The organism is Bradyrhizobium sp. CSA112 (assembly GCF_029051645.1).
Lineage (GTDB): Bacteria > Pseudomonadota > Alphaproteobacteria > Rhizobiales > Xanthobacteraceae > Bradyrhizobium.
Window position 1 is genome coordinate 64,846 of record NZ_JAACFS010000021.1, and the last position, 21,803, is coordinate 86,648.

General features: G+C 63.2%; 19 protein-coding genes. 12 read left to right on the forward strand and 7 right to left on the reverse strand.

Annotation, left to right across the window (positions count from 1 at the left end):
• Window positions 1-270: 270 nt before the first annotated feature.
• From GWE18_RS27575 to GWE18_RS27590, 4 genes are all read left to right on the forward strand, one after another.
• Complete coding sequence (locus GWE18_RS27575) at window positions 271-2,034, forward strand: ABC transporter ATP-binding protein (RefSeq protein ID WP_275188833.1); 1,764 nt, start codon at window positions 271-273, stop codon at window positions 2,032-2,034.
• Window positions 2,035-2,100: 66 nt separating this feature from the next.
• Window positions 2,101-4,299, forward strand: a complete 2,199-nt coding sequence (locus GWE18_RS27580) for an amylo-alpha-1,6-glucosidase (protein WP_275188834.1) — start codon at window positions 2,101-2,103, stop codon at window positions 4,297-4,299.
• A 42-nt stretch (window positions 4,300-4,341) separates the two neighbouring features.
• On the forward strand, window positions 4,342-4,827 hold the full coding sequence (locus GWE18_RS27585; RefSeq protein WP_275188835.1) for a PRC-barrel domain-containing protein: 486 nt from the start codon (window positions 4,342-4,344) through the stop codon (window positions 4,825-4,827).
• Window positions 4,828-4,908: 81 nt separating this feature from the next.
• Complete coding sequence (locus GWE18_RS27590; RefSeq protein WP_275188836.1) at window positions 4,909-6,234, forward strand: MFS transporter; 1,326 nt, start codon at window positions 4,909-4,911, stop codon at window positions 6,232-6,234.
• Here GWE18_RS27590 and GWE18_RS27595 read toward each other — a convergent pair.
• The 4 genes from GWE18_RS27595 to GWE18_RS27610 form a co-directional block, all read right to left on the reverse strand.
• Complete coding sequence (locus GWE18_RS27595; protein WP_275188837.1) at window positions 6,197-7,426, reverse strand: MFS transporter; 1,230 nt, start codon at window positions 7,424-7,426, stop codon at window positions 6,197-6,199. The genes GWE18_RS27590 and GWE18_RS27595 overlap by 38 nt on opposite strands.
• Before the next feature lie 109 nt (window positions 7,427-7,535).
• Window positions 7,536-8,027 (reverse strand): cupin domain-containing protein, encoded by a 492-nt coding sequence (locus tag GWE18_RS27600; RefSeq protein WP_275188838.1) that lies wholly within the window; start codon window positions 8,025-8,027, stop codon window positions 7,536-7,538.
• Between the two features lie 132 nt (window positions 8,028-8,159).
• Complete coding sequence (locus GWE18_RS27605) at window positions 8,160-9,521, reverse strand: NAD(P)/FAD-dependent oxidoreductase (protein ID WP_275188839.1); 1,362 nt, start codon at window positions 9,519-9,521, stop codon at window positions 8,160-8,162.
• Window positions 9,522-9,612: 91 nt separating this feature from the next.
• Entirely contained in the window at window positions 9,613-10,104 is a 492-nt protein-coding gene (locus GWE18_RS27610; RefSeq protein ID WP_275188840.1) for a DUF302 domain-containing protein, read from the reverse strand.
• Between the two features lie 240 nt (window positions 10,105-10,344).
• Between GWE18_RS27610 and GWE18_RS27615 the strand changes: the two genes are divergently transcribed.
• Together GWE18_RS27615 and GWE18_RS27620 are read left to right on the forward strand one after the other, a co-directional pair.
• Complete coding sequence (locus GWE18_RS27615) at window positions 10,345-10,629, forward strand: hypothetical protein (protein WP_275188841.1); 285 nt, start codon at window positions 10,345-10,347, stop codon at window positions 10,627-10,629.
• A gap of 79 nt (window positions 10,630-10,708) precedes the next feature.
• Window positions 10,709-11,428, forward strand: a complete 720-nt coding sequence (locus tag GWE18_RS27620) for a peroxiredoxin-like family protein (RefSeq protein WP_275188842.1) — start codon at window positions 10,709-10,711, stop codon at window positions 11,426-11,428.
• Window positions 11,429-11,467: 39 nt separating this feature from the next.
• Here the strand turns inward: GWE18_RS27620 and GWE18_RS27625 are convergent, their stop codons facing one another.
• Complete coding sequence (locus GWE18_RS27625; RefSeq protein WP_275188843.1) at window positions 11,468-12,187, reverse strand: DUF899 family protein; 720 nt, start codon at window positions 12,185-12,187, stop codon at window positions 11,468-11,470.
• A 170-nt stretch (window positions 12,188-12,357) separates the two neighbouring features.
• Window positions 12,358-13,260 (reverse strand): LysR family transcriptional regulator, encoded by a 903-nt coding sequence (locus GWE18_RS27630; protein ID WP_275188844.1) that lies wholly within the window; start codon window positions 13,258-13,260, stop codon window positions 12,358-12,360.
• A 187-nt stretch (window positions 13,261-13,447) separates the two neighbouring features.
• Between GWE18_RS27630 and GWE18_RS27635 the strand changes: the two genes are divergently transcribed.
• Both GWE18_RS27635 and GWE18_RS27640 read left to right on the forward strand, forming a co-directional pair.
• Window positions 13,448-14,272: a 3-hydroxybutyrate dehydrogenase gene (locus GWE18_RS27635; protein WP_275188845.1), complete on the forward strand. Its 825-nt coding sequence runs from the start codon at window positions 13,448-13,450 to the stop codon at window positions 14,270-14,272.
• A 26-nt stretch (window positions 14,273-14,298) separates the two neighbouring features.
• Complete coding sequence (locus GWE18_RS27640) at window positions 14,299-15,462, forward strand: patatin-like phospholipase family protein (protein ID WP_275188846.1); 1,164 nt, start codon at window positions 14,299-14,301, stop codon at window positions 15,460-15,462.
• 6 nt (window positions 15,463-15,468) lie between these two features.
• On the opposite strand, the gene glgA is transcribed toward GWE18_RS27640, so the two are convergent.
• Window positions 15,469-16,896, reverse strand: a complete 1,428-nt coding sequence (glgA, locus tag GWE18_RS27645; protein ID WP_275188847.1) for a glycogen synthase GlgA — start codon at window positions 16,894-16,896, stop codon at window positions 15,469-15,471.
• A 186-nt stretch (window positions 16,897-17,082) separates the two neighbouring features.
• On the opposite strand from glgA, the gene GWE18_RS27650 reads away from it, so the two are divergent.
• The 4 genes from GWE18_RS27650 (at window position 17,083) to GWE18_RS27665 (ending at window position 21,797) form a co-directional block, all read left to right on the forward strand.
• Window positions 17,083-18,288 (forward strand): CoA transferase, encoded by a 1,206-nt coding sequence (locus GWE18_RS27650; protein ID WP_275188848.1) that lies wholly within the window; start codon window positions 17,083-17,085, stop codon window positions 18,286-18,288.
• Between the two features lie 148 nt (window positions 18,289-18,436).
• Window positions 18,437-19,981, forward strand: coding sequence for an ABC transporter substrate-binding protein (locus tag GWE18_RS27655; RefSeq protein WP_275188849.1), 1,545 nt, complete (start codon window positions 18,437-18,439; stop codon window positions 19,979-19,981).
• Between the two features lie 6 nt (window positions 19,982-19,987).
• The gene (locus tag GWE18_RS27660) at window positions 19,988-20,938 is read left to right on the forward strand and encodes an ABC transporter permease (RefSeq protein ID WP_275188850.1); all 951 of its coding nucleotides are present in this window, start codon (window positions 19,988-19,990) and stop codon (window positions 20,936-20,938) included.
• Window positions 20,925-21,797 carry an ABC transporter permease gene (locus GWE18_RS27665; RefSeq protein WP_275188851.1) on the forward strand — a complete coding sequence of 291 codons (873 nt, stop codon included), beginning with the start codon at window positions 20,925-20,927 and terminating at the stop codon, window positions 21,795-21,797. Before GWE18_RS27660 ends, GWE18_RS27665 begins: the two co-directional genes overlap by 14 nt.
• Window positions 21,798-21,803: the final 6 nt, after the last annotated feature.

Consider the following 21,803-nt stretch of genomic DNA (forward strand, 5'->3'; position numbering starts at 1 on the left):
GAAGCCCTCTGCCCGCAATCGGCACCGTCGTGCCGAAAGGTGGAACGTTCTTGCATCTGTGAAGTTCCAATGTTCAGCACATCTTGCTTCTTCCACACGGCTGTCTTGCTGATGCCATCTGACACAAACAGAGTTAGGGCTGCCTCGATGCTGCAAAATTGTTGCGCGGTGATGGCCAAGCGCGCGGAAACCCGAAGCGGCATTCTTCACGTCCTCGTGTGCGAAACGCATTAGGGATTCTCGTTCACTCTCAACAGGTTTGCGGAACTCATGGACAATCTTTCAGGATATGTGCGACGGCCGTTTCCATTTGTGCTGCGCTATTTGCGCCGGCGTCGCGCGGCCCATGTGGTCATCGTGTCTGCCGTCATTGCAGCGGTTGCCTGCTCGGTGGGCACGCAGTACGGCGTGAAGAATCTGGTCGACAGCCTGACGGCCGGTTCGTCGCACGCGAGTAGCGTATGGCTGGCATTCGCTTTTCTCATGTCGCTGATCGCCGCCGACAATCTCTTGTGGCGGGTGGCAAGCTGGACGGCGAGCTTCACCTTCGTGGGCGTCACCGGCGATCTCCGCCGCGACATGTTCCGTCATCTGACCGGTCACGCACCCAGCTATTTTTCCGACCGGCTGCCGGGCATGCTGACCAGCCGTATCACCGCGACTTCCAACGCGGTGTTCACCGTTGAAAACATGTTTGTCTGGAACGTCTTGCCGCCGTGCATCGCGACGGTTTCGGCAATACTCCTGATAGGGACCGTCAGCCTGGCGATGTCTGCCGGGCTGATCGTCATTGCAGGTATCATGCTGATGGCGATGTTCCACCTCGCCGCGGCAGGCAAGCCGCTGCATGACGATTTCGCCGACAAGGCGGCTGCGGTGGACGGCGAGATGGTCGACGTCATCAGCAATCTGCCGCTGGTCCGCGCATTCTGCGGCCTCAGCTACGAACACGACCGCTTCGACGCCACCGTCGAGCGGGAACTCGACGCCCGCGGGCGTAGCCTCCGTTATCTCGAGAAGCTGCGGCTCCTTCACGCCGTCGTGACAATCGCACTGACGATCGCCCTGCTGGCGTGGGTCATCACGCTCTGGCAGAACGGCGCGGCCACCACCGGCGACGTCGTGTTGGTTTGTACGCTGGGGCTTTCGATCCTGAGCGCGACGCGCGATCTTGCGGTGGCGCTGGTCGATGTGACCCAGCACGTCGCCCGTCTGACCGAAGCGATTGCGACCTTGTTGCTGCCGCACGAGTTGAAGGATCATCCCGAGGCCGAGCCGCTGATCCGCAGCGGCGCCGCCGTCGCCTTCAACAACGTCGCGTTCCACTATCCCGGCGGCGTTCAGGTGTTCGAGAAGTTCAACTTGCGCATTCAACCGGGACAGCGGCTCGGACTGGTCGGCCATTCCGGCGGTGGAAAATCCAGCCTGTTCGCGCTGCTGCAGCGGTTCTACGACATCCAGCGCGGCAGCATCACGATCGACGGCCAGGACATCGCGCGGGTGACGCAGCAAAGCCTGCGCGAGGCGATCTCGGTGGTGCCGCAGGACATCTCGCTGTTCCACCGCTCGATCATGGAAAACATCCGCTACGGACGGCCGAACGCGACCGACGACGAGGTGCTGCGCGCGGCGATTGCGGCGCGTTGCGATTTCATCGAAAATCTCCCCGAGGGCATGGCGACCATGGTCGGCGATCGCGGTATCAAGGTCTCCGGCGGACAGCGGCAGCGGATCGCCATCGCGCGCGCCTTCCTGAAGGACGCGCCGATCCTGTTGCTGGATGAAGCGACCGCCGCGCTCGACAGCGAATCCGAAGAGGCGATCCGCGAGGCATTGTCGCGGCTGATGCGCGGGCGTACTGTGATTGCCATCGCCCATCGTCTCGCCACCTTGCGCAATTTCGACCGCGTGGTGGTGCTGCAGGGCGGGCGGATCATCGAAGATGGACCGCCGGATATTCTCGTGCAGGGAAGGGGCCCTTACCGCGAGCTGGTGGCGCGCGAACTCGGCCGTCTCGCCACCCATGCGGCCTGATCTGCGGCAGTAGCGTTTGCGTACCGATGCGTCCATCACAACGCAAGGAAATCGCTTGAGGTCCAGATGACAGCCGAAGTCACCCAACTGGTCAGCATCGAGGCTGCCGAACACGTCGCGGAATCGTCATTCTACATCCCGATGACGGGACCGGCGACGCGGCCGCGCTGCACACTCAAGCACGACGACACCTTCATCGTGCTGGACAGCCATGGCGATATCGGCGCCTCTGCCGGCGGACCCGACGGCCTGTTCAACGCCGATACGCGTTATCTCGCCCGGCTGGAGATGGTGCTCGACGAAGTCCAGCCGCTGCTGCTCGGCACCAATCTGCGCGACGACAATTCGGCGTTGACCGTCGATCTCACCAATTCCGACGTTTACCGCAACGGCCGGCTGGCGTTGCAGAAGGACACGCTGCACATCGTGCGCTCGATTTTCCTGTGGCGCGGCACCGCCTACCAGCGCATCGCCCTGCAAAATCACGGCGACCGGCCGGCGAGCTTCGACCTGACGCTGCTGTTCGACAATGATTTCGCCGATTTGTTCGAGGTGCGCGGTGAGCGCCGGCCGCGCCGGGGAATAGGCTCCAGCCGGTTGCTCGGCCCCGCCGATGTCGTGCTGGAGTATAACGGGCTCGACGGCCAGACCCGCATTACCGCCTTGCATTTCGAGCCGCGGCCGACACGGCTCGCCGTCAACTCGGCGACCTATCATTTCGAGCTGGCGCCCAGGGAAGTGATCGCATTGTTCGTCGCGGTATCCTGCAACAAGCCGATCATGCAGAAGCCGATACCGTTCTACCGCGGTCTGTTGGCACACCGTCGCGAGATGCGGCGCTTGACGAGCGACGCGGCCAGCATCGAGACGTCGAACGATATCTTCAACGAGGTGCTGTGCCAGGCAATGGCTGACCTCAACATGCTGATGACCGAAACGCCGCAGGGGCGGTATCCCTATGCGGGCATTCCCTGGTATTCGACCACGTTCGGCCGCGACGGGTTGATCACCGCGCTGCAGATGCTGTGGGTCGATCCGCGCATTGCCCAGGGCGTGCTGCGGCGACTCGCTTTCTTCCAGGCCAAGACCACCGATCCGCTGGCCGACGCCGAGCCCGGCAAGATCCTGCACGAGATGCGCGGCGGCGAGATGGCCGCGCTACGCGAGGTGCCGTTCGCGCAGTATTACGGCAGCGTCGATTCGACCTCGCTGTTCGTTCTGCTGGCTGGTCTTTATGTCGAACGCACTGGCGACGAGGCGACGCTGGCCGAGTTGTGGCCGGCGATCGAAGCGGCGTTGCAATGGATCGACGGCCCCGGCGATCCCGACAAGGACGGATTCGTCGAATACCAGCGCGCCACCGAGCAGGGGCTTGCCAACCAGGGCTGGAAGGATTCCTTCGACGCGATCTTTCATGCCGATGGGCAACTCGCCGAAGGCTATATCGCGCTGGCGGAGGTTCAGGGATATGTCTTTGCCGGCAAGCGGCTGGCGGCGCGGTGCGCCCGGCGGCTGGGATTGATCGATCAGGCGGCGAAGCTCGAATCCGAAGCCCTGCTCCTTGCCGAGCGCTTCGAAGCGGCGTTCTGGTGCGAGGAACTCGGCACCTATGCGGTGGCGCTCGACGGCGCCAAGCGGCCGTGCCAGGTGCGAACCTCGAATGCCGGCCAGCTTCTCTTCACCGGCATCGTTCGAACCGATCGTGCGCGGCGGGTCGCGGCCGATCTGATGAGCCACAAATTCTTTTCGGGATGGGGCATCCGCACCGTTGCGCGCGGCGAAGTCCGTTACAACCCGATGTCCTATCACGATGGATCGATCTGGCCGCACGACAATGCGCTGATCGCGCTCGGTTTCGCGCGCTATGGCCTGAAGCATTCAGTGGCGCATCTGTTCAAGGCCCTGTTCGACGCTGCGAGCTACATGGACCTGCGGCGGCTGCCGGAATTGTTCTGCGGATTCCGACGCGAGAGGCGGCGCGGACCGGTGCTCTATCCGGTCGCCTGCGCGCCGCAGGCCTGGGCCAGTGCGACGCCCTTCACCCTGCTGGAAGCGGCGCTCGGTCTTGAGTTCGATGGCGCGCGCGGCGAGATCAGGCTTCGCGATCCGCGCCTGCCGGAATTCCTAAATGAGGTGCTGTTGCGCGATCTGCGGCTCGGGCCTTCCAGCGTCGACTTGAGGGTTCGCCGTCACGGCGATGAAGTATCGCTCGAGGTCGTGCGAACCCGCGGCCATATTCAGGTGTCGATCGTATTGACGCATTAGGAGCCATGTGCGGCTCATACGACTGAAAGTCAGGAGGGCCATATGCGCATCGGTATTCTCATTTTGTTTCTGGTCGCCGGACTTGCCGGCGGCCCGGCCGCGTATTCGGCGGAGGACACCGGCACGACGCAGGGTAGCCCCACCGCGCCGCAGGATGCCGCAAAAGAGCCCCCGCCGCCGCCGTCGGTCACGGTGATCGGCGCCAGGGATGCCCACGGCATTCTCGGCCGCGAAGTTCGCAGCGCGGCGAACGAAGGTATGGGGCGCATCGTCGATGTGATCGTGGACCGCGAGGGCACCGTGCGTGCCGCGGTAATCGATTTCGGCGGTTTTCTCGGCGTCGGCAGCCGGAAGATCGTCGTCGACTGGAGGGCGCTGCGTTTCTGGGGCGTTGCCAACAAGCGTGACAGCATCACGCTTGAGCTGACCAAGGCTCAGGTGGCGGCGGCGCCCGAATACAAGGAGGACGCGCCGGTCATCGTTCTCGGTGCCGCCGGCCGTTTGCAGCCGTGGGATTTCGATCACTAGAGCAAGATCCGGAAAGTGGGTACCGGCTTTCCTCGGGACAAACACGAGCGTTTGCCCGGAGATCATGCTCAAATAAGGAGGATGAGCAGCCTGGTCGCGCGTCCATCCCAATCGTTCGATCGAATCGACGGCGATCGCCACGGGCGATCCGCCGGTGAGGGCAATGTCGTGCCGCTTCCGCCGTCGTCCGGTACCAGGCAGAAGCCGTCGCGCGAAAGCCAGCGCGGTCTCGACTGGTTCATCTTCTTTCTCGCCGACGTTCAGACCGGCTTCGGTCCGTTCGTTGCGGTCTATCTGACCACGCAGAAATGGACGCAGGTCGAGATCGGCTTCGTGCTGTCGATCGGCGGCATCATCGGTCTGCTCGGGCAGATGCCGGGCGGCGCCATCGTCGATGCCGCGCGCTCCGAGCGCCTGGTAGCGGGTCTGGCGGTCGCCACCATCGGCTGCGCCGCGCTGGCCTATGCGTTATGGCCGATCTTTCCGGTGGTGACTGCAGCGGCGACGCTGCATGCGCTGGCGAGCTGCGTGCTGGGTCCGGCGATTGCGGCGATCAGTCTTGGCCTGGTCGGGCCGTTCGCAATCGGGGAGCGGCTCGGACGCAACGCCCGCTTCGCATCGCTCGGCAACGGCTCGGCGGCGGCGCTGATGGGCGCCGTCGGTTACCTGTTGTCGAGCCAGGCGGTGTTCCTCGTGACCTTCCTTCTGGCAATCCCCACATTGCTGGCGCTGTCGCGCATCCGCGGGCAGGAGATCGACGTAGCTCAAAGCCACGGCGCCGTCGTGCGCGAGGTTCCTGATAAAGAGGCCACCAGCGTTTTCCATCTGCTGCGGCAACGGCCGCTGCTGATCTTCGCCGGCGGCGTGCTGCTGTTTCAGCTCGCGAATGCGGCGATGCTGCCGCTGATGGCCGGCGTCGTCACGACGCGGTCGAGCCAATGGGCGCCGGTGCTGATTGCGGCCTGCATCATCGTGCCGCAAGCCATCGTCGCGTTGACCTCCCCGTCGGTCGGTCGCAAGGCGCAAGCATGGGGAAGGCGGCCGCTGCTGCTGCTGGCGTTCGGCGCGCTGGCGATCCGCGGCCTGCTGTTTGCTGTTGTCAGGGATCCCTATCTCTTGGTCGTCGTGCAGGTGTTCGACGGCATTACCGCGGCCGTGCTCAGCGTGATGGTGCCGCTGATCGTGGCCGATATCGCCTTCGGAAGCGGCCACTTCAATCTGGCACAAGGCGCCGTCGGGACCGCGACCGGCATCGGCGCGTCGCTCAGTACGGTGCTGGCGGGATATGTCAGCGATACTTTCGGCAGCAGCACAGCCTTCGTCGGGTTAGCTGCGATTGCAGCCCTTGGCCTGACGGTGATCTGGCTGTTCATGCCGGAGACGCGGCGGACCGAGGATCAAGCGTGAGGCGCGAGGTCAATAGCGCGGCGATAGCGAGCGACGCGCCGATGCCGGCGATGCAGGCGGTCCATCCGAAGCGGTCGAATAACTGGCCCAGCACGGCGCTGCCGACGAGGCCGCCAAGGAAATAGCCGGCAAGGTAGGTTCCGCTGGCAATGCCGCGGTTGTCGCTGGCCGCCTGCCCGACGAAGCCGGTGGCGCAGGCCTGTGCGAAGAATGTGCCGACGCCTACCAGCACCATTCCAGTCAATACCTCCAGGAGATGTGCAGACAGCATCAGCGGCAGGCCCAAAGCAGCAACCGCGAGCGCGCCCCAGATCGCCGGTCGCGTGCCAACGCGCGCCACCGCCTTGCCGGCGAACAGCGTCGTGACCACAGAGGGCGCGAAGACGAAATAAACCAAGCCGAGATCCATCGGCCCGAGCGAGAGCGGCGGGCGCACCAGCACAAAGTTGACGAAGGTGAAGGTGCCGATAAAGGCAAACAGGATGCAGAAGCCGATGGCAAAAGCCGAGCGCAGCGCCGGGTTACGCCAATGCTCGACCATCGCCGCGAACGGCGGCCGTTCCGTCGACGTCGCGCGCATCGGCTCGACCCGATGGATGGTGAAGTACACCAGCACGGCGCCGGCGAGATTGAGCAGCGCGAAGAAATGGAAGTTCGAGGCCAGCCCGAGCGTATCGACCACCGCGGCCGACACCAGCCGCCCGATCAGATTGCTCGCGACATTGCCGGTGATATAGGCCGCGAACGCGCCGCCCGCATCCATCGAACTGCATTGCTCGCCGAGATAGGCTAGCGTCAATGCAAACGCCGAGGCCATGCAGAGGCCTTGGGCGATGCGAAGCACCGTGAACGCCGTGAGATCCGGCGCGATCGCCAGCAACGTGGTGGGAATGGCCAGCAGGATCAGGCTCACGAGAATGCCGAGCCGGCGGTCGATATGCGGGCTCAGGAAGCCGATAACGAGACCGGCAACGGCCATGCCGATGGTGCTGGCATTGACCGCGAATCCCATGGCGGCCGGGGTTACATTGTAGTGCCGGGCCAGCGAGGGGAGGATCGCCTGCGTTGCGAACAAATCAACCACGGTCAGGAACGCCGTGAGGCCGATGACGAGGGATCGCAGCACGACGCCGGGCGAGTGACCATGCATTTCCACCGCTTTGGATTTCGTCGGCGCGGAGATGTCGGTCATGGCGCTTCTCAATGCTCTTGAAAAAGAAGGATGTGACGCCTGGGCGTGTGGGGCGACACGGGGGATCCCCGGCCGTCACATCCGGCAACGAGACGTCAGGTGGCGCTCCTTACATGTTGTGATCGTGCGGATCCTTGCGGACGTCGCCGACATAGAGAATGACCGTCTCCTTGCCGAGATTCTTCCACCAGTGCGAGGTGCCGGCGACTTCGGGCCTGATCTCGCCTGCCTTGTGCACGATCGGCTCTGCGCAGTTGCTGGCGTACTCGACAATCTCACCCTGCTGGACATAGATCAGCGCAGGACGGTCGTCATGGCTGTGCCATGGCACGATGCCGCCGGGCTCGATCGTCAGCTTGCGGAAGCGCAGTTCGCGATCCCTGATGTTGGCCGGCTGTTTCTCGAGGTTGATCGAGCCAAGGGTGACGTCGGTGACGCCGACCGCCTTGTAGTCGACCATCGGGCGGACGTTGGGCTGCATCTTGCCGGTCGGGCATTCGCCGGCGGTGGCGGTCGAGGTGGTTGCAACCGAACCTGCAATCATTCCGGCGAGTGCGAGACCTTGCCAGATTGTGCATGAAGCGACGTTGGATTTGGACATGTCATGGTCTCCTCTGTTTCTATCTTTGCCGCGGCCCGAACGATCTGGCCGGGTACGTCATCACCATCAAGGAAACCGCTCACGAGAGGAAATGCCGGTTGGCTCTTGACTCCATAGCGTCGCGCTATGCGCCTAACCGTGGCCGAGCAAATGCTTTATGTCGGAGGAGAACGTCGGATAGGCGTAGATGTTTTCCCGGATCTGGCCGGCGGTGATGCCGAAGCGCATCGCCAGTCCGAAGATGTTCACGAGTTCCTGTCCCGCATGCCCGACGAAATGCGCGCCGAGGATGCGGTCGGTCGATTGGTCTACGATCACCTTCGACCACGCCACGGTTTCCGCATAGGTCTTCGCGGAGAACCAGTCGAGCATATTGTTGGTGTGAACGTCGATGGCAAAGCCCGTTTGCCTGGCGGCGGCCTCTGTCAGGCCGACCGAGGCGAGCGGCGGCACGGTATAGACGGATGTCGCCATGCTGGCGTAGTCCGGGCTGTACTTCGGGCCTTCGACGATGTTGCGACCGACGATGTCGCCCTCATAGGTCGCGATCGGCGATAGTTGCGGCGAGGTCGGCGCCGCATCGCCGCAGACATAGACGTTGGTGTTGGAGGTCGACCGCAGATGGCAGTCGATCGCGATGCGGCCATTGGCGTGCTCGACCTGGCCCGCGGCGAGATCAAGCGCATCGACATTGGCGACGCGGCCGGCGCCGTTAACGACACGTTCGGCTTCGGCCGTATGCTCGGCGCCCTCGTGGGTGAAGACGACGCGCAGGCGGCTGTTGGTCTTTTCAATTCGCTTGACGCTGACGGCGGTCCTGACCCGAATGCCGATGCGCTCGCTCTCGGCCTGCAGACGCGCGACCGCGTCAGCGTCCATCGCCGGCAGCAATTGCGGAAGCGCCTCGAGAATCGTGACCGCGGCGCCAGCGCGCGCATAGACATGGCCAAACTCAAGCGAGATGACGCCACCGCCAACGAAGACCACGGAGACCGGCAGTTCGCGCTCGCTCAGCATTTCGTCGGAGGTGATCATGAACCCGGCGCCTGGGATCGGCAGCGGTCGCGGCTTCGATCCTGTCGCGATTACGATGTGTTTGGCCTCGAGCTTGCGGTCTCCGACGCGAATGGTATCCGGACCGGTGAATGCAGCACGGCCTTTGATGACCTCGACATTGCGCTTGGTCATCGATCGGGCCAGGTTCGCCGGGATGTCCTTGATCATGTCCTTCTCGCGGTCGATGAGCGCCGCCCAGTCAAGCCTGGGCTTGCCGACGGCGATATGATGGATGGAAGCGCGTTCGATTTCGTGCAGCGCGTGGCCGGCGGCGACCAGCACCTTCTTGGGCGTGCAGCCGCGGTTCGGGCAGGTGCCGCCGAGGAGATCGGCTTCGATCATCGCAACCGACATTCCGGCGCGCCGGACCGGGCCGGTAACGCCGATGCCGGCGTTGCCGCCGCCCAGAATGACCACGTCGAATTTCTCCGCTGTCATCGATTTAACCCCTCTGTTGGCGGCCATTGATGCGATCAGGCCGCGCCGGGCGGCGCAGCCTGATGATTTTGCGGTGAGCAGGCAGGCTGCGTTACCTGGTCGTGATGGTCGAGGTGATCGAGCCCACGACCTTGGTCGCCATCTCGAACTGGGCTGTGCGATCCCTGATGTTGTGGCGCCTGGCGATCCATCCGAAGTCGGTCCATACCGCCCAGACGTCGCCATTGTCGTCCTGTGTGAGCAGCAGCCGGACCGGCCAGTCGAGACCGGCATTCGGGTTTGAGGTGATGAACGGCGTCCCGAGCGGGGGATTGCCGAACACCAGCAGCGTCGAGGGACGCAGCTTGATGCCGGCGTCAGCCGCGAGCTTCGACTGATCGATCTCCATGAAGAACTTGATGCCCTTGGCGGCGATATCGGCCTTGATGCGGGTGATCGCCTCCGCCAGCGGAACCGCACTCTTGATACGAACGACACCGTCGTCGCTGTCGGCCCGCGCAGCGGAGACGACGGAAATGATCAGCAGGGCCAGCAGCAGCGAGGCGCAGAAATTCGCAAGGCGGTTCGTTAAATGACCTGTCATCGGAAATCTCCTGTCGATGGCGCATGCTTCTGCATGCCTTCGGGGACAGGATGAAAGTTCGGCCGGCCAATTTGAAATGCGCACTCGCTCTGAAGTCGATAGCGGCGGGCTATTGGCAGCACCTCAATACGTCGCGGCTATCGAACCGATTGTGCAACGGCATTTCAAAACCGGGACATGCCGCTCTCTGATGGGACAGCGCCCGATTGGCGGGCGTCACCTTCCATCGAGAGGAATCCCATGAAACCCTTTTCCAAGACCCTGATTGCCGCCGCGGCGTTTGCCGCCATCGCCACCACGGCCTTTTCGCAAGTTCCCTGGGAATTCAATCCGGGCATGGCCTACATGTATTCCGGCCCCGGGAAGATGTCGGCGATGGCCATGGCGGCGACACCCCGGAACCACGACGCGATGATGAAGAACGCCAAGAAGGTGCCTGCTAACACCGTGTTTTTCATGGACAAGGGCCAGCTCTACTCGACCTCGGGCATGCTCGACCCGACCGGCAACTTCTATCTGCCTTGAGTCTGGGTGCCGAAGCGTTTGGGCCGCCCTTGCGGGGCGGCCCGGGCCGGAAAATAATACGGATATGCCGGAGCAAGCCATGACGACAGCGCTATCGCCCGCCAACGCCGAGCGCCTCAAGGAGGCGTTCCAGCGATGCCGCGACATGGAAGGTACGTTGCGCGAGCAACTCGAAGCCTACGCCGCGGCGGGCAGGGAACTCTTTCCGGCCTATGGCGAAGCGGTCGACCGGCTTGTGGCGCGGCTCAACGCGAACGGCGGCGGCGAAAATGCTCCGCGACCCGGCGAATTGATGCCGCCGTTCCTGCTGCCGGACGAGACCGGCCGGCTGGTCAGCCTGAAATCGCTCCTCGAGCACGGCCCGGTCGCCGTGATGTTCTATCGCGGCCATTGGTGCCCTTATTGCCGGCTGAATGTGCGGGCGGTGATCCAGGCCCAGGACCGGATCAAGGCGTTGGGTGCACAAACCGTTGCGATCATGCCGGAGACGCAGGCCTATGCCGAAAAATTCAAATCCGAGGCGAACGCGCCGTTCCCCGTTCTGACCGACCTCGACAACGGCTACGCACTGTCACTCAACCTTGCGATCTGGCTGGGCAGCGAAATCCAGCGGTTGCTGTCATACCAGGACATGGCGAGCTTCCAGGGCAATGACGGCTGGGTGCTGCCGATCCCGGCGACCTTCGTGGTTGGCCGCGACGGATTGGTGACGGCACGGTTTGTCGATCCCGATTTCCGCAAGCGCATGGAGATCGACGACCTGATCGCCGCGCTGAAGAGCGCGAGCGAAGAGCGCTAACGTAGCGACGTGGCTCCGTGGTGCGCCGTCAAGGGTGGTTTAATCGTAGTTCACCTTTGGAAAGAAATCGCCCCGGCCTTCAGGTGTCATGTCGAGAAGGCCCCAGAGCGGGTCGGCGAGATCACCAGCGCGATGGTGCTGGTTGGGAGCGGATGGGGCAAAGCTCATCTCTGAGCCCCAGAAGTGCCTGATCGCCCCGTTCTTCTTTCTGAAGACGTTGAAGATTGTTTCGTCCCAGTTTTCGCCGTCCGGAACGCGATGTTGCGCGCGCATTCCCTTGGAAAATTTTGACGTGTCACCAAAGTAGTCCGCGTCGTAGCTGTTGCCCGCGGTTGAAAGTAGCGAGAGGTGTTCCCAGCCACGTTCGTGGGCCCAGGCCGCGAGACGCGCGATTGGTGATTTGGCGACGATGTGGAGCGCAGCGCGTTCGCCTATATGTCTCGCGGCGCCGTCTATCCCATCGAGCAAATGGGTGCAGCCTGGACACGGCAATTCGCGTTCCGGGCCGTACATGAAGCTGTACAGAATGAGCGTGTCGTGTGGACCGAACAGCTCGGACATCTTCACTTTCTCCGGCATGCTGGTCTTGCCGATCCACTCGAAGACGTAATCCTCGGGCACCTCACCGCCGAGCGGCAGCGCGCGACGCTTCGCTGCAACGGCCTCAATCTGCGCCCGAAGCGCAATCTCGTCATCCAGAAGCGCGTTTCGGGCGGCCCGGTATTCGGCGCTTTCATTGGGGTAGTGGATATGCTCCATGGCGGTCCTCTCAGACGCTGGGGAATCGGTTCGAGACTAAACTCGCCCCGGAAACTGGAGTTCCCTCCACGTCGAGCCGCCTGCGTGGGCGTGCTGTGGCTGAGGTCAGCTTTTGGCCGCAAGGCGGACATTTCAGCCTGTGACGCGATCGGCTGGCGGATTGACAACCCTCAGGCGCTTGCGGTCTTGCCGATCAATTGCTGCCAGTCGGCGCCGCGCAGCATGCGCATCACGGCGGATGCTACCGCCGTCCGTTCGCGCCCGGCAACGCCATAGAGGTTCACGGTGCGCCGCGCGTCCAGCCCTTCGACATTGGCGCGCTTCAGCGTCGGCGGAAGCGACGCGGTATCGGGCACCACGGCAACGCCGATATCGGCTTCCAGCAGTTCGATCAAATCGCGTTCGGAGGCGATCTCATGGCTGCGATCGACGTCAAGGCCGTGTTCGCGAAGCGAACTGTTCACCCGCGCCGCATGCTCACAGTAAGTCCGCGACAGCAACTGCTCGGCGCGAAGATCGTTGAATTCGATTTTGTCGCGCGTTGCCAGCGGGTGGTTCCTGTTGACGACGAGTTGAAAGCTTTCGGTGAATAGCGGCCAGGTATCGAGCCGGTCCCACTCCTCGCTGATTTCGGCGGCAATGCCGAGCTCAGCTTCGCCCTTCTTGAGAAACTCCGCGACTTCGCGGCTGTTGCCACGCAGAAATCGGAACTCCAACCGGTTGAACAGCCGCTTGATCTGGTCGAGATACGGAATCAACAGCGACAGGTCCACGGAATGGGTCAGCGCGATCCGGAGCGCGCCGACTTCGCCGCTCTTGAAGGAAGAGGCAAGTTCGCGCGCGCCGGTCGCTGCCTCGTAGCATTGCTTGAGCAGCGGATGCATGCGCTGGCCGAGCTCGGTCAATTGCGCCGCGGGGCGCTCGCGGCGAAACAGATCGCCGCCGAGTTCGGCTTCCAGTTGCTTGATGGCCCGCGTCAGCGACGGCTGCGTGACGTTGCACTCGTCGGCGGCACGCGTGAAGTTGAGTACGCGCGCAACCGCGAGGAAGTAGCGAACCTGATGCATCTCCATGATCGAGCCCCGGGTCTAACGTGCAGCAAAGCTACCCGATTACGCCCCCGGATGACTACCCAAACCGCCATAGCGTCAGCGTATGGTTTTGGAAGCCAAACGGCATTTCCTGGAAGGCTGCCCGCCGCGCAAATTGAAGCGGAAATGGTCTCGTTACGACGCGGACCAGCCACACGAAAGGACAGCCATGAATATCCAGCTCAAAACCCGGGACGCTTCGGCCTTGCGGCCGCTGACAGGCAAGGTCTCGCTGGTCACCGGCTCGACCAGCGGCATCGGGCTCGGGATTGCCCGTGCGCTGGCTGCGGCCGGCTCGGCCGTGGTGCTGAACGGCTTCGGCGTCGCCGCCGAGATCGCCAAAACGCGGAATCAGATCGCCGCCGATTTCGGCGTCGAGGTCAGCTATTCCGCGGCCGACATGACGAGCCCGGAGGCAATCGCCGAGATGATCGCGGCCACAGTCGCCGGGCACGGCCGGCTCGACGTGCTCGTCAACAATGCCGGCATTCAATATGTCGCACCGCTCGACCAGTTCCCGGTCGAGAAATGGAATGCGATCCTGTCGATCAATCTGTCGTCGGCGTTTCACACCACGCGGCTGGCGTTGCCGGCGATGCGGCAGAACAGGTTCGGGCGGATCATCAACATTGCTTCCGCCCACGGCCTGGTCGGATCACCCTTCAAGGCGGCCTATGTCGCGGCCAAGCATGGCATCGTCGGTCTCACCAAGGTTGCGGCGCTGGAGACGGCGGAAGACGGCATCACCTGCAACGCGATCTGTCCGGGGTACGTCTACACGCCGTTGGTCGAGGCGCAGATCGACGGCCAGGCCAAGGCGCACGGCATTTCGCGCGAGCAGGTCATTCACGATGTACTGCTGGCGCAGCAACCGAGCAAGCGTTTCGCTACCGTCGAGGAATTGGGGGCGCTGACGGTGTTTCTCGCCAGCGATGCGGCGGCGTCGATCACCGGCATCGCGCTGCCGGTCGATGGCGGCTGGACCGCGCACTAGTGCAACAACAATCCAGGGAGCGTGACATGAACGACGTCCAGGGCATCCATTCTTCGACGAATGTGAAGTCGCCGGCCAAATCCGAGCCCGGGCAGGTCGTGCTGGTGCTGCAGGGCGGCGGCGCGCTCGGCTCCTATCAAGCGGGCGTCTACCAGGCGCTCAACGAGGCCGGGATCGAGCCGGACTGGATCATCGGCACCTCGATCGGCGCCATCAACGCCAGCCTGATCGCCGGCAGCACGCCGCAGAACCGGCTGTCGCGGCTACGCGAGTTTTGGAAGAGGATGGAGCAGAATCCGCTCTGGAGCTTTCGCGACATCTTTCCGGGCTTCAACGAAAAGCTCTCTTACTGGTCGACGGTGACGCATGGCATTCCCGGCTTCTTCCGGCCCAACCCGCTGGCCCATGCCGGCGACAGCTTTCCGCTCGGCGCCAACAATGCCGGCTATTACTCGACCGAGCCGCTGGAGCGGACGCTGACGGAGCTAGTCGATTTCGATCTGGTCAATCAATGCACGCCGCGCCTGACGGTCGGCGCCGCCCATGTCCGCACCAGCCAGATGCGATATTTCGACAGCCGCGATTGCGAACTCGGCGTCAGGCACATCATGGCGTCGGGCGCGCTGCCGCCGGCATTTCCGGCGGTGCGCATCGACGGCAAGCTCTATTGGGATGGCGGCATATTGTCGAACACGCCGACGGAAGCCGTGTTCGATGACAATCCGCGCAAGAACTCGCTGATCTTCGCCGTGCATCTGTGGAATCCGTCCGGGCCTGAGCCGACCACCATGGCGGAGGTGCTGAACCGTCACAAGGATGTGCAGTATTCGAGCCGGATCGCCAGCCACATCGAACGCCAGCAGCAGGCGCATCGGCTACGCCATGTCATCAACCAGCTCACCGCGCGCCTGCCCGAAGCCGAGCGCAACAGCGAGGCGGTGAGGGAACTCGCCGCTTACGGCTGCCCGACCCGGATGCATGTCGTACGTCTGCTAGCCCCGCAGCTCAGCCGCGAGGACCATACCAAGGATATCGACTTCAGCCCGTCCGGCATCATGCAGCGCTGGGACGCCGGCTATCGCCACACCAGGGCGGTGCTGGAAAGGAAGCCCTGGGTCGGCAAGTTCGATCCGCTCTCCGGCGTCGTCCTTCACGAGCAGATGGAAGTCATGCCGGAAGCGGCGGAGTAGCCGAACTCACGCGATGATGGAGGGAGCGATCGTCTTGCGATACAGCGCGCTGTAAAGGGCGGCCGACAGATCCCAGCTAAAGGAGCGCGCCATGGCGCTGCGCCGCATCGCGTCGAGGCGATCCTTGGCGCGGAACGCATCGAACGCGCGCCTGACACCGCCGAGGAAGGACTCCGCAGACGGCTTCGGAAACAAGAATCCGGTTTCGCCGTCTTTGATGGTCTCCGCCAGCCCGCCGGTCTGGTGACCGATCGGCAGCGATCCGAACCGTTGCGCATACATCTGGCTGAGCCCGCACGGTTCGAACCGTGATGGCATCAACGTGAAATCGCTGCCGGCAAAAATTCGCCGCGCCTGGGCGTCGTTGAAGCCGATGACGACGCCGATCGCATCCGGCCTGCGGCGGTGAGCCTTGACCAGCGCCTGCTCGATCTGGGCCTCGCCGCTGCCGGTCACCACGATCTGTCCGCCGGCCTCGATGATTTCGTCGGCTGCGGACAAGACGAGGTCGACGCCTTTCTGGTGAACCAGACGGGCAACAAGGCCAAACAGCGGACCGCGAGATAACGCGAGTCCGAATTGCTTGCGGACGTAATCGGCATTCGCCTGCTTGCCTTCCCAATCGCCGGGCGCGAAGGTCTGCGCCAGTTGCGCGCACGCGCTAGGATCCCAGCTTTCGTCGATGCCGTTCAAGATGCCGGTCAGTTGCGCGGCGTTCGAGCGGCGCTGCAGCAGACCTTCGAGCCCGCAGCCGAGCTCGCGGGTCGTGATCTCCTTCGCATAGGTGGCGCTGACGGTGGTCAGATGCGAGGCGTAGACGAGGCCGCCCTTGAGGAACGACACATGATCGTAGAACTCAAGCCCGTCGATGTGGAAGGAGCTTTCGGGAGCCCCGATCCGGCGCAGCGAGTCCGGCGGGAACAGCCCCTGATAGGCGAGGTTGTGGATGGTCAGGATCGAGGGGATCTTTGAGCCTCTCCATGCCAGATAGGCCGGCGACAGCGCGGCCTGCCAGTCGTTGGCATGGATCAGGTCTGCTGCCCAATTCTTGTCCAGGCTGCCCGCGGCAAGCTCGGCCGCGGCGGAGGCAAACCGGCCGAACCTGATGTCGTTGTCCGGCCAGTCGCGTCCCGATTCGTCGCCATAGGGGTTGCCCGGCCGGTCGTACAATTGCGGGCAAAGCAGCACGTAGACCGGCAGATTATCCTTGGTCGATGCCCGCCCGAGCGAGCACGCCGGCATCTCCGCCAGAGCGTGGCATTCCCCAACGATTTCAATGTGGGTGAGCTGTTCGAGAATGTCCCGGTAACCGGGCAACATGACCCGGACGTCACTCCAGCGGCGTAGCGCCCGGGGGAGCGCGGCGGAAACGGCAGCGAGACCGCCCACCCGGACGAAGTCATCCATTTCAGTGGTTACGAACAAGACCTTCAAGGCAAACGCCCTCGTACCAGCCGAGATGAAACTGATGCAAGAATGGGTCCAATTTCCTCACCTGTTACAACGCGCGCGCCGCATGGTCGTTCCTGCGCGAACTACTTTCCTGACGACGCTGCACAATTTAGGGTCACGGCCGCCACCACAACGAAGGGCCGCAAAAGGCCGAAGGAGCTTCACGCAATGACCATAGCCGGCAATGATCAGGGGAATTTGACAGGCAGCTTCGCGGGCCTGCGGGTTCTCGATTTCTCGACTACGATTGCCGGACCTCATTGTACGCGAATGCTCGCCGATATGGGAGCTGAGGTTATCAAGATCGAGACCGAGGAAGGCGAGACGATGCGGACCCGTCCGCCCGTGCGGAATAATTGCTCGACCGCCTTCGGCCAGCTCAATGTCGGCAAGAACAGCCTGGTTCTGGATTTGAAGTCGCCGAAAGGAGTGGAGGCCGTTCGCCGGCTGGTTGCGACCGCGGACGTGCTGGTGGAGAATTTCCGCCCCGGCGTGATGCGGCGATTGAAGCTCGACTACGCCCCGCTGCACGGGCTCAACCCGAAGCTGGTCTATTGCTCGATCTCGGGATACGGCCAGACCGGGCCATCGGCGGAGCTGCCGGCCTACGCGCCGGTGATTCACGCGGCCTCGGGCTATGAGATGGCGCATCTGGCCTACCAGCCCGGGCGGAGCCGGCCGGACTATTGCGGCATCTATCATGCCGATGTGCTCACCGGAGTCTATGCGTTCGGCGCCATCTCGGCCGCGCTGTATCAACGCGCGGCAACAGGGCAAGGCCAGCATATCGACGTCTCGATGCTGGAATCCATGCTGAGCCTGACGCTGAACGAACTGCAATGGTCGCAATTCGAGGTGAAGCCGACGCAGCGGCCGATGTTCGGCCCGATCGAGACGACGGACGGCTACGTGATGATGGCGATCGCCAGCGAGAAAACTTTTCAGAGCCTGATGCAGGTGATCGGCCATCCCGAATGGGTGAGCGACCCGCGCTTTGCGAAATATTCCGACCGCCGGGAAAACTGGGCGAGCCTGATGGAAGGCGTGGAGGCATGGTCGCGCACCGTGACGACGGAGCAGTGCCTCGCCGCGCTCAATGAACACGGCGTTCCCTCATCGGCGTACCGCACCGTTGCCGAGGCGCTGCGCGACCCGCAGATCGCCCATCGCGGCGCATTGGCCGAGGTCGAGGACGGCGGCGGCACCTTCAAGGTCCTCAACCTGCCGTTCCGCATGTCCGCCGCCAAAGTGTCGGCGGCGCCGCGCATGTCGACGCTCGGCGAGCATACGCGTGCCTACCTGAAGGAGACTGGATTGTCGGAGGATGAAATCGCATCCTTTACCGGCAAGGCGCAGGTGACAGCGCGCGTCTGACAGCACGGTCCGCATAGCGAAACATGAACCTGCGGCGTTTCATCCGCGGGTTGCGAACGGCCTTGCCCGCGGCGGAGATTCCAGACAATCTTACCGCGGCGATCACGATCCGGAATACCGGACGGATGAAATAGCGGAGGGAACATTAATGAAAGCGGCGATCCGTTCGAGCGCGCTCGCGCGAATATTTCTTGTGGCGGGATTTTGCGTGGCGTTGTCGGCGATGCCCGCGAGCGCGCAGAAAGCGGGCGGCAGCATCGCCGTCGGCCTCGAAATCGATATCCCCGGTTTCGATCCGCTGAAGGTCGGCGTGTACGACGCGGCGGTGCTCACGGCGTCATCGGCAATCTTCGATACGCTCACCACTCTCGACGCCAACGGCAAGCCGCAGCCGAAGCTGGCACTGTCCTGGGAACCCTCCGAGGACTTCAAGATGTGGACCTTCAAGCTCCGTCCGGGCGTCAAGTTCCACGATGGCACGCCGTTCAACGCCGAAGCTTTCAAAGCGAATTTCGACCGGCAGAAGGATCCCGCCAACAAGTGCCGTTGCGCCTTCTATATCTCCAACGTCAACAACGTTCAGGCGCCTGACGAACTGACGTTGGTCTATAACCTCAACGACCCTTCGGTGAACTTCCCCGCGCTACAGATTTCTTACGCGAACCAGAACGGCGCGATTCACTCTCCGACTGGCTGGAAGACCAAGGGCGACGACTACAACCGAAATCCCGTCGGCACCGGTCCCTACATTCTGAAATCCTGGACGGCCGGCGATCGCATGATCCTGGAGAAAAATCCGAACTACTGGGACAAGGATAAGGTCTATTTCGATCGCATCACCCTGAAGCCGCTGCCCGACGCCCAGTCGCGCTTTGCCAGCCTGCAATCCGGCGAGGTCGACCTGATCTGGGATGACGAATTTTCCGCCGATAACATCCAGAAGGCGCAGAAGGACCCCAAGTTGACGGTGCACACCTATGCCGGTTCGGGGGCGGCGGTTTACGCCATGAACACCAAGACCCCGCCGTTCGACGACGTGCGCGTGCGCCAGGCGCTGGTAATGGCGCTCGACCGCAAGAAGATGTCGCAAGCAATTACCAATGGTCTCTCCAGACCTGCCAGCAACCCCTATGGCGATGGCTCCTGGGTCAAATGCAAGGACGACGGTGCGCTTCCCGAAGACCTTGAGAAGGCCAAGGCGCTGATCAAGGACTACGGCAAGCCGGTCGATTTCAAGATGCTCGTCACGGCGACGCCCCGTGGGCGCACAGTTGGCCAGGTGCTGCAACAATTGTGGAAGCGGGCCGGCGCCAACATGGAAATCGAGCAGGTCGATCAGGCGACCATTCCGCCGCGCGCCTTCATGCGCCAGTTCCAGCTGACGCCGTGGCGGATCGTCGATTCCGCCGATCCCGACATCCAGATGTATGCCAATTTCCACACCGGCAGCCCGGTCGCGCTCGCCAACTATTCGAATCCGGAGCTCGACAAACTGCTTAAGCAAGCGCGGGTCATCGCCGACCAGAACAAGCGCGTCGATCTCTATTGCGAGATCTCGCGGCTGATCAACAAGGAGGCGATCTGGTTCTGGACCTTCCAGAACACCTACTACGCGATATCGAGCGCGAAGGTGAAGGGACTGCCCAAGATGTACAGCGGGGTGATCGACGTATCGCGCGCCTGGAAGGAATAGCCGCTTATGGCGTTCTTCGTCGCACGCCGGCTGCTCTATCTGTTGCCGGTGCTGATTGCAGTTTCGCTGCTGACATTCTCCATCGCGTCGCTGCTGCCGGGCGATCTCGCCTATACGATCCTCGGTGACCAGGCGACGCCGGAGAACGTAGCTGCGTTGCGGGCCGACATGGGGCTGGATCATCCGATCTGGTGGCGCTATCTGGGCTGGCTCGGCAATGTGCTGCAGGGCGATTTCGGCCGTTCGTTCCGCACCGGCCAGACGGTGCTGCAGGCGGTTGCCGAGCGGTTGCCGGTCTCGATCGAGCTGATGCTGCTGGCGCAATTCGGCGCACTGGCGATCGGTGTACCCTTGGCGATTATCTGCGCAGCGCGCAGCGGCGGACCGTTCGACCGCTTCATGACCGGCACTGCTTTCGGCATGCTGTCGGTGCCGACCTTCCTGTCGGCGATTCTGCTGATCTATCTCTTCGCGGTTGAGCTGCGCTGGCTGCCGGCGACGGGCTATGTGCCGTTTGGCGAAGACCCGCTTGCCAATTTGCGCTTCTTCGTGCTGCCCGCGCTGACGCTGGCGCTGGCGGAATGGCCCACCATCATGCGCGTGCTGCGTTCCGATATGATCGCGACCTTGCAGGAAGATTACATCGCGCTCGCCAAGGCAAAAGGGCTGACGCCGGCGCGCATCTTGTTCGTGCACGCGCTAAAGCCGTCGTCACTGACGCTGGTGACGATCACCGGCATCAATATCGGCCGGTTGATCGGCGGCGCTGTCATCGTTGAGACGATTTTTGCCCTGCCGGGCATCGGCCGCCTGCTGATCGGCGCGATCCTCACGCGCGACCTGATCATCTTGCAGGGAGTCGTGCTGCTGGTCGGTGCGGGATTCGTCGTCATGAACTTCCTAGTTGACATGCTCTACGCCGTTCTCGATCCCAGGATCCGCCATGGCCACGCTTGAGCTCGAAGTTGCTGGGGAGGCTGTAACCCAGCCTGCGCGCAGGGGCCGGCGGTTTGGAATGCTGTTCTGGGGGGCGATCGGCTGGATGACTTTCGTGTTCGCAGTGGCGATTTTTGCGACCGTCTTGCCGCTGCCGAGCCCGACCGACATGGACATGCTGGAGCGGCGCGCGCCGTTCTCCGCCGAGCATTGGCTCGGCACCGATGGGCTTGGCCGCGACGAACTTTCGCGCCTGATCTACGGCGCGCGGATATCGCTGGTGGTCGGCCTGTTTGCGCCGGTGATCGGCCTCACCATTGGCGGCGCCCTCGGCATGCTCGCCGGCTATTTCCGCGGCCGGTTCGAGTCGATGGTGGTCGGCAGCATGGATGTGTTGCTGGCCTTTCCGCCGCTGGTCCTTGCGCTGGCCGTTACCGCCTATCTTGGGCAGTCCATTTTCAATCTCACCTGCATCCTCGGCGTGCTCGGAATCCCCGCCTTCATGCGGGTAGCGCGGGCGGCAACGCTGACGCTGGCGCGGCGCGAATTCGTCATCGCCGCGCAGGCGCTGGGGGCCACGCATGCGCGCATCCTGCTGCGCGAACTGCTGCCCAACGTCATCCTGCCGCTGTTTGCCTTTTTCCTGCTCGGCGTTGCCGTCACCATCGTGGTCGAGGGCTCGCTGTCATTCCTGGGCCTAGGCGTGCCGCCGCCGATATCGAGTTGGGGTAGCATGATCGGTGAGGGGCGCGAGAGCCTCGATGTGGCGCCACGACTCGCTTTCTTGCCGGCGGCGGCGATGTTCCTGACGGTACTATCCTTCAATCTCGTCGGTGACACGCTGCGTGCGCTGACCGATCCACGTCAGGGCGCGCTGTGACCGGAA